A 12,561-nucleotide genomic window follows, 5' to 3' on the forward strand; every position below is an offset into this window, starting at 1 on the left:
TCGATTTCGGGGTCATGCGCCGGGAGGAACGCCATGTACACGAATACGCTGAACTTCGGGCTTGATGCCGACATTGAGGCGTTGCGCGATACCGTAAGGCGCTTCGCACAAGACAGGATCGCGCCGATCGCGGCCGATATCGACCGCTCCAACGAATTCCCGGCACATCTGTGGGGGGAGCTCGGCGCGCTCGGCCTGCTCGGCATCACCGCCGATGCCGAGTTCGGCGGCAGCGGTATGGGCTATCTCGCGCATGTCGTGGCGATGGAGGAGATTTCCCGCGCATCCGCCTCGGTCGGCCTCTCCTACGGCGCGCATTCCAATCTCTGCGTTAACCAGATCAACCGCTGGGCAACGCCGGCACAGAAGGAGAAATACCTCCCTGCGCTCTGCTCGGGCGAAAAGGTCGGCGCGCTGGCAATGTCGGAGTCCGGATCAGGCTCGGACGTCGTGTCGCTGCGGCTGCGCGCCGAAAAGCGCAACGACCGCTATGTGCTCAACGGTTCGAAAATGTGGATCACCAACGGACCCGATGCCGAGACCTTGGTGGTCTATGCCAAGACCGATCCGGAGCGCAATTCGCGCGGCATCACCGCCTTCATCATCGAAAAAACCTTTGCCGGGTTTTCGGTGGCCCAAAAACTCGACAAGCTCGGCATGCGCGGCTCGAACACCGGCGAGCTCGTCTTCGAGAATGTCGAGGTGCCGTTCGAGAATGTGCTGCATGAGGAAGGGCGCGGCGTCGAGGTGCTGATGTCGGGCCTCGACTATGAGCGCGCCGTGCTCTCCGGCGGGCCGATCGGGCTGATGGCGGCCTGCCTCGACGTGGCGGTGCCTTACGTGCATGAGCGCAAGCAGTTCGGCCAGCCGATCGGCAGTTTTCAGCTGGTGCAGGGCAAGCTTGCCGACATGTATTCGACGATGAACGCGGCGCGCGCCTATGTCTACGCCGTGGCCGGTGCCTGCGACCGCGGCGAGACCACGCGCAAGGACGCCGCCGGCTGCGTGCTCTTCGCGGCCGAAAAGGCGACGCAGATGGCGCTCGATGCCATCCAGCTGCTCGGCGGCAACGGCTATATCAACGATTATCCGACCGGGCGGCTTCTGCGCGACGCCAAGCTCTACGAGATCGGCGCCGGCACCAGCGAGATCCGCCGCTGGCTGATCGGCCGCGAGATCATGGCGGAGGGAGTGTGATGTCTCCCTCCGTCACCTCAGCCGAACGCCTTGGGCAGGTCGTCGGTCGGCTTGGCGACGATCTGATGCTCATCGCGCCACAGAACCTCACGCTGGCGCCGGGACGTGATCGAGCGCACAGGCAAGCCGCCCTCCTCGATCAGCCAGGCGCAATAGCGCGCACGGCTGATGGCTTCCTTGGCGTTCGGGTGGAACCAGCAGACGCCCCAAATCGACTCACGGCGCTTGAAATGCCGCCCAACCCGGCCAGGAATGGGCAAATGCCGATTGAACCAGTCGAACTGATCCTCCAGTTCGCCATGGATCCAGTCCGGGCAGCCATTCCGGTACAAGTACCAGGACGCATGGAAAAAGCCGCTCTCTACCCGGCTCTTCGGATGGATCAGCGGCGTTACAAACCGCACATACATAGTGACACCCACAGCGCTTGCAGGCGCCGTGTTCCTTTTGCTCGAATCCGGGACGTGGAAAGCCGCCCTTCGGCGGCATCAGGCCATGGCCGAGGGGAGACATTTGGTGAAACGCATATCGATGCCTTTCATCGTCGCCTCCTGAGGTGTCATTCGTACAAAAGATGCCGCGCTGCGCACGCAGCATCCGGGTGCGGGCTGTTACACTGGTTGCGTTGCGGCATCAAGAGGTGTGAGGAATAACGTGGCCACACTCCAAACCCAAATCTCCCCCTCCTCGGAAAGCTTCCGCGCCAATGCCGAGCGCATGCGGGCGCTGGTCGACGATATCGCCGAGAAGGCGGCGGGCATCGAGCGCGGCGGCTCGGACGAGGCGCGCGAGCGCCACCAAAGCCGCGGCAAGCTGCTGCCGCGCGAAAGATTGGCGCAACTGCTCGACACCGGCTCGCCTTTTCTCGAGGTCGGCCAGTTCGCGGCATGGTCGATGTATGGCGAGGATATTCCGTCGGCCGGCATCATCACCGGCATCGGCCGTGTCGAAGGCCGGGAGGTCATGGTCGTCGTCAACGACGCGACGGTGAAAGGCGGCACCTATTATCCGGTGACGGTGAAGAAGCATCTGCGCGCGCAGGAGATCGCGCTGCAGAACAAGCTGCCTTGCGTCTACCTGGTCGACAGCGGCGGCGCCAACCTGCCCAACCAGGACGAGGTCTTCCCCGACCGTGAGCATTTCGGCCGCATCTTCTACAACCAGGCCAACATGTCGGCAGCCGGCATCCCGCAGATCGCTTGCGTCATGGGCTCCTGCACGGCGGGCGGGGCCTATGTGCCGGCGATGTCGGACGAAACGATCATGGTGCGCAACCAGGCGACCATTTTTCTTGGCGGCCCGCCGCTGGTGAAGGCTGCCACCGGCGAGGATGTCAGCGCCGAGGAGCTCGGCGGCGCCGAGGTCCACACCAGGCTTTCCGGCGTCGCCGACCACTATGCCATGGATGACGAGCACGCGCTGGCCATTTGCCGACGCATCGTCAAGAACCTGAATCGGAACAAGGCCGTAAGCCTGAACTTACAGAAACCGGTATCGCCGCTTCACGATCCGCATGAACTCTACGGCATCGTGCCGACGGATTTGCGCCAGCCCTATGACGTTCGCGAGGTGATCGCGCGTCTGGTCGACGGTTCCGAGTTCGACGAGTTCAAGCAGAATTACGGCACCACCTTGGTCACCGGTTTTGCGCATCTGCACGGCATGCCGGTCGGCATCCTCGGCAACAATGGGGCGCTGTTCTCGGAAAGCGCGCTGAAGGGCGCGCATTTCATCGAGCTCTGCTGCCAGCGCGGCATTCCGCTGATCTTCCTGCAGAACATCACCGGCTTCATGGTCGGGCGAAAGTATGAGGCCGGCGGCATCGCCAAGGACGGCGCCAAGCTGGTCACGGCGGTCGCCACGGCACGCGTGCCGAAGCTTACGGTGATCATCGGCGGTTCGTTCGGCGCCGGCAATTACGGCATGTGCGGCCGCGCCTATTCGCCCCGCTTCCTGTGGATGTGGCCGAATGCGCGCATTTCGGTGATGGGCGGCGAGCAGGCGGCGACGGTGCTCGCCATGGTCAAGCGCGAGGGCATCGAGCGCAAGGGCGGTGAGTGGAGCGCCGAGGAGGAAGCGAAATTCAGGAAGCCGATCCTGATGAAATACGAGCATGAGGGTCACCCGCTCTATTCTTCGGCAAGGCTTTGGGACGACGGCATCATCGATCCGGCCAAAACACGCGAGGTGCTGGCGCTCAGCCTCTCGGCGGCGCTCAATACCGGGGTCGAGGAAACGAAGTTCGGCGTGTTCAGGATGTGACGATGAGCGGCGTCAGCGATAGGATCCGCGTGCATACCGGCGACATCACCAGGCTTAAGGTCGATGCCATCGTCAATGCCGCCAATTCCTCGCTGCTCGGCGGCGGTGGTGTCGACGGCGCTATCCACCGCGCCGCCGGGCCGGAGCTGGTCGCCGAATGCCGGACGCTGAACGGCTGCAGGACCGGGGATGCCAAACTGACGAAAGGCTACCGGCTGCCGGCGCGCTATGTCATTCACACCGTCGGCCCGGTCTGGCACGGCGGCGGCGAGAGCGAGGCGGAGTTGCTCGCCTCCTGCTATCGGCGCTCGCTGGAGATTGCCACCGGTAAGGACTGTCGAACGATAGCATTTCCGGCGATCTCGACCGGCATCTACGGCTATCCGAAAGATCAGGCTACCGAAATAGCCGTCGGCACGGTTGCTGTTTTTCTAGGCGAAAACGCCATCCCCGAGACCGTAACTTTCTGCTGCTTCGACGATCTGACTGCCAAACTATACAGCTCAACCGTTGCTGCGATGGGGGAGCCTGAACTTTATGACAAAGACGTTCCACCCGTTCACGAGATCGAGATTCTTGAGTGACCATCTAGCGGCGCCGGCAAATATTCGATATTGCTCATCCTGCATTGTCTTATGGGGATGGGGTAAAAATGACACGAGAATATCTGCGGAAAGCATCCGCGTCGATACTTGCAGGAATGCTTATATTCGCCTCGTGCGGCGCTGTCGTCGCCGGGTCGCTGGCTGGAAGCGAGGGGGACAAGCGCTTTCCACCTTACATCCCACGCAATCCCAAGGATCCGTGCAACAGGGCATACAAGGCCTATTTGGCGGCGAGCGGCCATTCAGCCTACGCGACCACGCCTTATGCCCGGATCATGTCGTCTTACATCATCTGTGGTGGACACCTGAATGCGCCGTCCCAAAAAGTTGCGGAAGAGCTGGCGATGAAATCCTGCCTGGCCACGCGCGCGCACTACAAGGTGACTACGGGCGGCGCCTGCGAGATCGCCGCATCGAAGTAGGCCCGCGCCTGCCGAATTGGCGCTGCCCGTCGCAAACTCGGGAGGCTCCATGTTCGGCAAGATCCTGATCGCCAATCGCGGCGAGATCGCTTGCCGCGTCATCCGCACCGCGCGCAAGCTCGGCGTGCGAACAGTCGCCGTCTATTCGGATGCCGACGCGCGAGCGCTGCATGTCGAGATGGCCGACGAGGCGGTGCATATCGGCCCCTCGCCGGTCGGTGACAGCTATCTGCGCGGCGACAGGATCATTGCCGCGGCGCTTGCCACAGGCGCCGAGGCTATCCACCCCGGCTACGGCTTCCTTTCGGAGAACCCCGACTTCGTCGACCAGGTGACGGCGGCGGGCCTCATCTTCATCGGCCCGTCCGCCGCCTCGATCCGCGCCATGGGGCTGAAGGACGCCGCCAAGCGGTTGATGGAAAAGGCCGGCGTTCCGGTGGTGCCCGGCTATCACGGCGAAGCGCAGGAGATTGTGCTGCTTGCCACAAAAGCGCGCGAGATCGGCTACCCGGTGCTGATCAAGGCGCGCGCCGGCGGCGGCGGCAAGGGCATGCGGCGCGTCGACCATCCGGACGACTTCTCCGAGGCGCTGTCCGGAGCGCGGCGCGAGGCCAAGGCTGCCTTCGGCGACGACCGCGTTCTGGTCGAAAAATATGTCGACAAGCCGCGCCACATCGAAGTCCAGGTGTTCGGTGACAATTTCGGCAATGTCGTGCATCTTTTCGAGCGCGACTGCTCGGCGCAGCGCCGCCACCAGAAGGTGATCGAGGAGGCGCCCGCCCCCGGCATGACGCCGGCGCTGCGCAAGGCGATGACGGAAGCGGCGGTGAAGGCCGCCAAGGCAATCAGCTATTCGGGCGCCGGCACGATCGAGTTCATCGTCGATGCTTCCGAGGCCCTCAAAGCCGACCGCTTCTGGTTCATGGAGATGAACACACGGCTGCAGGTCGAGCATCCCGTCACCGAGATGGTCACCGGCGTCGATCTGGTCGAATGGCAGCTTCGTGTCGCCGCCGGCGAAAAACTGCCGAAGGCGCAGAACGAGATCGCCCTTGCCGGACATGCTTTCGAGGCGCGCATCTACGCCGAGGACGCGGCCAAGGGATTCCTGCCGGCGACGGGCACGCTTTATCATCTCAAATTCCCCGACACGCCGCCGGAGGATGCCGCCATGCGCATCGAGACCGGCGTGCGGTCCGGCGATGCGATCTCGCCCTTCTACGATCCGATGATCGCCAAGCTGGTGGTGCACGCTAGGGACAGAACCACCGCGCTTGGCGCGCTGCGCAAGGCGCTGGCCCGAACCGAAGTTGCCGGCTCGACGGTCAACACCGCCTTCCTTGCAGCACTCGCCGTCGACGCCGATTTCGCGGCGGGCGATATCGACACCGGCCTGATCGGCCGGCATCAGGATGCTCTCGTCGCTGTTCCCGCGCCAAGCGATGAAGCGATCGCCGCGGCGGCGCTGGCAGCGACCGACGCAAGCACGGCGGGTCCGGCCGCCGATCCGTGGTCCTCGCTCGCCGGCTATGCGCATTTCCATACGCTGGCGCGCCGCACCCGGTTGCGTTACGGCGAGGAGAACATCCTGGCCCGGGTATCGGCGCGGCCTGACGGCCGCTTCCAGGTGGCGCTGGAGGCGCCGCATGACGCGCTCAACGCGCACGACCTCAGGAGCATGCCGCGCAGCGCGCGCTGGCCGGGCCATGTCACGGTGTTCGAAGGAGCGGTCGGATATACATTCACGGTGCCGGATCCGCTGGCCAAGGCGGATGAGGCCGCGGCCGCGTCGGACAGCCTGCGCGCGCCGATGCCGGGATTGGTCAAGCTGGTGCGCGCGGCAGCGGGCGATACCGTTATCAAGGGCCAGCCGCTCCTGATCCTCGAAGCGATGAAGATGGAGCACACGATCGCCGCACCCCATGATGGGGTGATTGCCGAGATCGCGGCCGAAGGCGCGCAAGTGAGCGACGGCACGGTGCTGGTGCGGTTCGAGGACGCACGGGGCTGAGCTGCCGGTCGCCTTGGATCGGCAACGGGACAAACTGGCTGGGGCGGCAGGACTCCAGGGGGGCGCCGTAGAGCTCCGAACTGGCCTCCAAATCAGTGCCAAGGCACATACGAAAACGGCCGGGACAAATCCCGGCCATTTCCAATCGATCTGCAGAACGAATTACGGCTTGATCGGCGCGTATTTGCCGTCGTGCCACTGGTTGATGTCGTAGCTGGCGTTCTTCAGGTCGCCCTTCTCGTCGAAGATCACGTCGCCGACCACGGTGCTGATCGGCTTGCCGTCCTTCAGCGCCTCGGCGACCTTGGCCGGGTCGTCGGTGCCGGCGCGCTTGACGCCTTCGGCCACCGCCTGGATCACTGCATAGGAGAACAGCGTGAAACCTTCCGGTGTGAAGCCGCCTTGCTTGATCTTGGCCACGGCCTCCTTCGCTTCCGGCTTCGACTGCGGATCCGAGGGGAAGACGAACATCGTGCCTTCACCGGCCGGGCCGGCGATCTGCCAGAATTCCGGCGAGGCGATCGAGTCCGGCATGATCAGCTGGAACTTGACGTTCTGCTCCGCTGCCTGGCGCAGGATCAAGCCGGCCTCCGGATGGTAGCCGCCGAAATAGACGACGTCGGCCTTGAGCTCTTTCAGCTTGGTGACCAAAGCCGAATAGTCCTTCTCGCCGGCATTGATGCCTTCATAGTCGACCTCCTTGAGGCCGCCGGCATTCATGGTCGCCTTGACAGCATCGGCAACGCCCTGACCGTAGGCGCTCTTGTCGTGCAGGACGACGACGTTCTTGCCGGCATATTTCTTGGCGATCCATGGACCGATGAAAGCGCCCTGCGCATCGTCACGAGTGTAGAGGCGCATGATCGTCGGCCAGCCGGCCTTGGCCGCGGCGTCGGTCAGTTCCGGATTAGACGAGGCCGGGCTCATCATCAGGGTGCCGGCTTCGGCATAGACGGCGGAAGCGGGAATGCTCGAGCCCGAGCAGGCATGGCCGTCGACGAATTTGACGCCGTTGGCAACGATGCGATTGGCGACCGACACCGCCTGCTTCGGATCGCATTGGTCGTCCTGGATGTCGATCTTGATCTTGTTGCCATTGACACCTCCGGCGGCATTGATGGCATCCGCCGCGGCCTGCGCGCCCTGCTTGAACTGGTCGCCGATGTTGGCGAGCTGCCCGGTCATCGGGCCGACCACCGAAATCGTGATGTCGTCGGCGAAGGCAACCGATGCGCTCATCGTCAGGCCCAATGCGGCCGCGCTCAAAATACCCAATCTTTTCATGACAATAGAACTCCTCCACTTGCGCGCGGCCGTTCCGGCCACGCTTCTTCCAGAGAGCCGGGACAATTTCACCCTTCGCCGGAACTGTCGAGAGCACAATGTATCGGGATTTGGTTCATTCCGACGGGGAGTTCTTGGGCCAAGCCGCCGTTCCCATACAGGCGGTGACTGCGCAAATGCAAAAGCCGCGCCGGCCTTGTCCCGGCCGGTCACGGCTTTTGCAGTCGAGCTTCCCGGCACCCCGCGCGCCTGAACCCGCTCGCTTCCCTGTGTTGTCGCACGGCTTGAGTTCGTTGACCTGCCGCGTTCTTGGTCTGGTTAACCGGCCGTCTTTTTGCGGCCTTGTCCCTTAAGAGCTTCCGGGCTTTACCCCGCAAAATCAGTGCATCGTCATCCATTCGCGCGCTTCGCGCAGCGCCTTGGCGATCTCGGCCTTCGACATCGATGCCGACAATTCCGAGCGCAGCTCGGCGGCGCGGAGCGAGCCCTTGATCGCGGCGATGTTGAACCATTTGTGGGCGGCAATGACGTCGGTCTCGCAATCGCGGCCGGTCGCATACATCATGCCCAGTTCGAAAAGAATGTCGGCCTGGGCAGTTGCCCCCATGGCGCCGAAGCCGGCTTCAAGCATTTCAAAGCGTGCCATTTCAATCCCCTGTCTGCTCCCGAGAGCTGCCTCCTTCTGTCCCTGGAATTCCCCTGGGCGGGCCGCTCTTTCGATGCTTTCGAGGATGACGGCTCGCCTTGAATCCGTCGTTAAATGGCTTGCTTAATTTGAAGAAAACAAAGCTAAAACAACAGGTAAACGCGAAGAACTGTTAAGCATAGGAATCCAGCAATTCAGCCGATCTGCGCCAAATTCGTCGAAAATTTGAGGCGCGGGAATCAAGACTTCGCTAACCACGGAAACCGAAGCCTTTTTCGCCATCCGTTCATTTCCAGCGACCGACGCGGCCGAAATCCTTGCAAGCTTCCGTCGCGGCACCGCTTTCGTTTTGGCGATGGCTGGATTAGCTTTACGTTTGCGTAAGGGACAGAGAGGCGGAACGAGGCCCGCCGGAACCCTAAAGGGAGGACAAGCATGTTTCGAAAAGTCAGCCTGGCCCTGGCGGCCACCTTGATGATGGCAGGCGCCGCGTCGGCCGACCCGATCGAGGGCAATTGGAAGACGCAGGCCGGATCGACAGCGGCGATCGCCGGCGGCGGGGCGTTTTCCATCACGCTCAAGTCCGGCAAATATGCCGGCAAGACGATCGGCTCCTTCAAGGCGGCCGGCGACAACAAGTACACCGGCACCATAACGGACCCGGAAACCGACAAGACCTATTCCGGCAAGGCGACGCTTTCCGGCACCTCGCTAAAGATGAGCGGCTGCGTTCTGGGCGGACTGATCTGCAAGACCCAGACCTGGCACAAGCTCTGACAGTCGAACGGATGACGATGCAAAAACGGGGCCCGGCGCCCCGTTTTATTTTTGAGCGCCGTTTCTGAGCGCAACGCTGGACAAGGCATTTCGCAGGCCTTGGCCGGGTCATGACCCCATCAGCCAATTTGAACCGCAGATGAATACCGGTCTCAGAACCGGTTCAGAGGCGTTCGGGCATTCTCCTCGCCATTGAAGGAGAGACCAATGCTTGTCCGCCGCTTCACCATCGTCTGCCTGCTGATGAGCCTGTTCGGCATGTTCTTCGCCATCCTCGTGGCCGAAGCCGGCCGTCCGGCGCGCTCACCGCGAATGGCCGATACCTGCCGGCTGGACTGCATGAACCATTTCGGCCGCTGAAACGACCAATACTCGAAACCGGAACGACCACCATGAACCGCATCGCTGCCTCCACCCTCAAAGCTCTTCGGCTCCTGCCGCGGGCGATGCTCATCCTGATGGTGCTTGCCGCTCCTGTGCTGGCGGTGCCGATGATGCGCGCCGACGCCGGTTCGGTCATCGAGGCGCCAACGCCGAAGAAGGCAGGCATCGGCTTCGTGCTGCTGGTCAGCCTGCAGCGTGGCTGACACGGCCAGAGAAAAATACTCCGCAAGGCGGGCTTCGCGCCCGCCTCCCCCTCCCAAGCGCTCTTCCAAATCCCTATATTGGGCCATGGAAAAGCGAATCTACCCCCAAGCCATCGAATCGGTCGTCATGCCGGAGCCTTTCGGCAGGCAGAGTTTTGACGACGCCAAGAAGGCGGTCGCGGCGCTGGAGGCGCTCTACGACCGCAACACCAAATTCCTGCGCGATTCCTTCGCCAACCTCGCCGCCGGCAGCGACGAGAGCAGGCGCTACCGGGCCTTCTATCCGCAGATCGGCGTCACCACCACCTCGTTCACGCAGATCGACTCGCGCCAGGCCTACGGCCATATGCCGACGCCCGGGCATTTTGCCACCACCATCACCCAGCCAAAGCTGTTCGAGAACTATCTCGTCGAGCAGCTTCGGCTCATCATGCGCAATCACGGCGTCCAGGTCACGGTGTCGGAATCGACGACGCCGATCCCGCTGCATTTCGCCTTCCTGGAAGGCACCTATGTCGATGGCACCGCTGCCGAGCGCATCAGGCGGCCGATCCGCGACCTGTTCGACGTGCCGGATCTCGACGGCACGGACGACCAGATCGCCAACGGCACTTTCGAGGTGGCGTTCGGTGAGCCGAGGCCGCTGGCGCCGTTCACGGCACAGCGCATCGACTATTCGCTGCACCGCATGACGCATTACACGGCGACCAGCCCGCAGCATTTCCAGAATTTCGTGCTGTTCACCAATTACCAGTTCTATATCGACGAGTTCGTGGCGCGGGCCCGCGAGCTGATGGAGAGCGGCGGCGGCGGTTACAGCGAATTCGTCGAGCCGGGCAACCTCGTGACCAAGGCCGGGGCCGGCGCGGCGAGCGAAGGCACCCCGCCACAGCGCCTGCCGCAAATGCCGGCCTACCATCTGAAGAAGTCGGGCCATGGCGGCATCACCATGGTCAATATCGGCGTCGGCCCGTCCAACGCCAAGACCATCACCGACCATATCGCGGTGCTTCGGCCACATGCCTGGGTGATGCTCGGCCACTGCGCCGGCCTGCGCAACACGCAGGCACTGGGCGACTATGTGCTGGCCCATGCTTATGTGCGCGAGGATCATGTGCTCGACGACGACCTGCCGGTCTGGGTGCCGATCCCGCCGCTGGCCGAGATCCAGGTGGCGCTGCAGGAAGCGGTCGCCGAGGTAACGGGACTTTCCGGCTACGATCTCAAGCGCATCATGCGCACCGGCACCGTCGCCACCATCGACAACCGCAACTGGGAACTGCGCGACCAGCGCGGACCGGTGCAGCGCCTTTCGCAGTCGCGCGCCATCGCGCTCGACATGGAATCGGCGACGATCGCCGCCAACGGCTTCCGCTTCCGCGTGCCCTACGGCACGCTGCTGTGCGTCTCCGACAAGCCTTTGCATGGCGAACTGAAACTGCCCGGCATGGCGACGGAATTCTACAAGCGGCAGGTGGCGCAGCACCTCACCATCGGCATCAGGGCGATGGAGAAGCTGGCCGAAATGCCGATGGAGCGGCTGCATTCGCGCAAGTTGAGAAGCTTCTCCGAGACTGCTTTCCAGTAGCCGAGGCAACTCATCGTCTTGCCCGGGCCGCAATTTTGCCGATAAGCAGGCCTGAGCGAGACTATGTCGCTGCAAAAAGATGCCGGCGACATTCGGCAGAACACGACTGACATGACAACAGGCGGCGCGCGCTCAAACATGACGGCTGGGGTGGCATTCCTGGCGATGACGGCACTCACGGCCGCGCTGCTGGCCGGATTCCTCGGCGCGCTGCATCCAGCCCTCGATTCGTTCTCGCATTTTCGTATTCATCTGAGCGTGCTCACGGCGCTGCTGGCGGTGGCGCTGCTTGCCAGTTCGTACCGGCTGCAAGCGGCAGCAGCGCTGCTCTTCGCCCTCGCCTGCCTTGCCACGACGGCCAGCGCACTGCCCAGGTTGTGGCCGCAGCAGGCGGTCGCCAAACCTGCCGACCGTATCGTCTACAGCCTGCTGCAGATCAATCTTCGCTTCGACAATCCGACACCCAAGAAGGTGCTGTCGCTGATCGGCCGCACCAACCCTGATGTGATCACCCTCGACGAGGTGTCGGGAATGTGGACGAGAGAGCTCGGCTATATCACCGGCGCCTATCCGTACCGCATCCTCTGCCCCTACCCCAACGGCGTATTCGGGGTCGCGCTGCTCTCGCGGCGGCCTTTTGCCCCGGGCACCGCGCCGCATTGCGAGCCGCGCGGTGCGATGGCAACCGCCACGGTCGATTTCGGCGGCACCGGCGTCGATGTCGCGGCAATCCATTTGAGCTGGCCGTGGCCGCGCGAGCAGTACTGGCAGATCGGCGAGCTGGCGGGGCCGCTTGCCGCGCTCGGCGAAACCGCCATCATGGCCGGCGACTGCAACGCCGTGCCGTGGAGCGCTGCGGTGCGTCGTGTCGCCTCGCTCGGCGGACTGAGCGTGATGCCGTCGGCCGGGCCGACCTGGATTCACCGGAAGCTGCCGGATTTCATCCGGCGCTTCGCCGGCCTGCCGATCGACCAAGTGTTCAGCAAGGGCGCCGTGACCATCCACTCGGCGACGCGGCTGGAAGACGCCGGGTCCGACCACTTGCCGGTGCTGATCGAGTTCTCGTTGCGGTCCGACGGCCGACAGCCCGAGCACGAGCATCAGTCGGCGCTGGCGGCAAACGCACAACTTGGCAAGACGGGCAGTTAGCGTCGCATTGCTTCCCGCCGCATCGCCGGTTTC

General features: G+C 63.4%; 13 protein-coding genes. 10 read left to right on the forward strand and 3 right to left on the reverse strand.

The features are described from left to right. Nucleotides 1-33: 33 nt before the first annotated feature. Complete coding sequence (locus CK221_RS12005) at nucleotides 34-1,197, forward strand: isovaleryl-CoA dehydrogenase (protein WP_066997520.1); 1,164 nt, start codon at nucleotides 34-36, stop codon at nucleotides 1,195-1,197. Nucleotides 1,198-1,214: 17 nt separating this feature from the next. Here CK221_RS12005 and CK221_RS12010 read toward each other — a convergent pair whose 3' ends face one another. Continuing rightward, a complete protein-coding gene (locus CK221_RS12010) occupies nucleotides 1,215-1,607 on the reverse strand; it encodes a hypothetical protein (RefSeq protein ID WP_066997523.1) in 393 nt (130 codons plus the stop codon). Nucleotides 1,608-1,851: 244 nt separating this feature from the next. Between CK221_RS12010 and CK221_RS12015 the strand changes: the two genes are divergently transcribed. The 4 genes from CK221_RS12015 to CK221_RS12030 all read left to right on the forward strand — a co-directional run bounded on the left by CK221_RS12015 (nucleotide 1,852) and on the right by CK221_RS12030 (nucleotide 6,497). Beyond that, complete coding sequence (locus CK221_RS12015; protein WP_095777871.1) at nucleotides 1,852-3,459, forward strand: carboxyl transferase domain-containing protein; 1,608 nt, start codon at nucleotides 1,852-1,854, stop codon at nucleotides 3,457-3,459. Nucleotides 3,460-3,461: 2 nt separating this feature from the next. After that, on the forward strand, nucleotides 3,462-4,043 hold the full coding sequence (locus tag CK221_RS12020) for an O-acetyl-ADP-ribose deacetylase (RefSeq protein WP_095777872.1): 582 nt from the start codon (nucleotides 3,462-3,464) through the stop codon (nucleotides 4,041-4,043). 68 nt (nucleotides 4,044-4,111) lie between these two features. Continuing rightward, entirely contained in the window at nucleotides 4,112-4,486 is a 375-nt protein-coding gene (locus CK221_RS12025; RefSeq protein WP_066997532.1) for a hypothetical protein, read from the forward strand. Between the two features lie 49 nt (nucleotides 4,487-4,535). Then, entirely contained in the window at nucleotides 4,536-6,497 is a 1,962-nt protein-coding gene (locus CK221_RS12030) for an acetyl/propionyl/methylcrotonyl-CoA carboxylase subunit alpha (protein WP_095777873.1), read from the forward strand. Nucleotides 6,498-6,659: 162 nt separating this feature from the next. On the opposite strand, the gene CK221_RS12035 is transcribed toward CK221_RS12030, so the two are convergent. After that, nucleotides 6,660-7,781, reverse strand: coding sequence for an ABC transporter substrate-binding protein (locus tag CK221_RS12035; RefSeq protein WP_067321025.1), 1,122 nt, complete (start codon nucleotides 7,779-7,781; stop codon nucleotides 6,660-6,662). Between the two features lie 379 nt (nucleotides 7,782-8,160). Then, nucleotides 8,161-8,427 carry a sel1 repeat family protein gene (locus CK221_RS12040; RefSeq protein ID WP_066997543.1) on the reverse strand — a complete coding sequence of 89 codons (267 nt, stop codon included), beginning with the start codon at nucleotides 8,425-8,427 and terminating at the stop codon, nucleotides 8,161-8,163. 435 nt (nucleotides 8,428-8,862) lie between these two features. On the opposite strand from CK221_RS12040, the gene CK221_RS12045 reads away from it, so the two are divergent. The 5 genes from CK221_RS12045 (at nucleotide 8,863) to CK221_RS12060 (ending at nucleotide 12,528) form a co-directional block, all read left to right on the forward strand. Continuing rightward, a complete protein-coding gene (locus CK221_RS12045; protein ID WP_066997546.1) occupies nucleotides 8,863-9,204 on the forward strand; it encodes a DUF2147 domain-containing protein in 342 nt (113 codons plus the stop codon). 207 nt (nucleotides 9,205-9,411) lie between these two features. After that, nucleotides 9,412-9,564 carry a hypothetical protein gene (locus tag CK221_RS30230; protein ID WP_164747131.1) on the forward strand — a complete coding sequence of 51 codons (153 nt, stop codon included), beginning with the start codon at nucleotides 9,412-9,414 and terminating at the stop codon, nucleotides 9,562-9,564. A 32-nt stretch (nucleotides 9,565-9,596) separates the two neighbouring features. Next, nucleotides 9,597-9,791, forward strand: coding sequence for a hypothetical protein (locus CK221_RS12050; RefSeq protein WP_067321018.1), 195 nt, complete (start codon nucleotides 9,597-9,599; stop codon nucleotides 9,789-9,791). A gap of 127 nt (nucleotides 9,792-9,918) precedes the next feature. Beyond that, nucleotides 9,919-11,379 (forward strand): AMP nucleosidase, encoded by a 1,461-nt coding sequence (locus tag CK221_RS12055; RefSeq protein WP_245430620.1) that lies wholly within the window; start codon nucleotides 9,919-9,921, stop codon nucleotides 11,377-11,379. Between the two features lie 138 nt (nucleotides 11,380-11,517). Next, nucleotides 11,518-12,528, forward strand: a complete 1,011-nt coding sequence (locus CK221_RS12060) for an endonuclease/exonuclease/phosphatase family protein (protein ID WP_095778013.1) — start codon at nucleotides 11,518-11,520, stop codon at nucleotides 12,526-12,528. Nucleotides 12,529-12,561 lie beyond the last annotated feature (33 nt).

This window comes from Mesorhizobium sp. WSM3868, from assembly GCF_002294785.1.
Classification (GTDB): domain Bacteria; phylum Pseudomonadota; class Alphaproteobacteria; order Rhizobiales; family Rhizobiaceae; genus Mesorhizobium.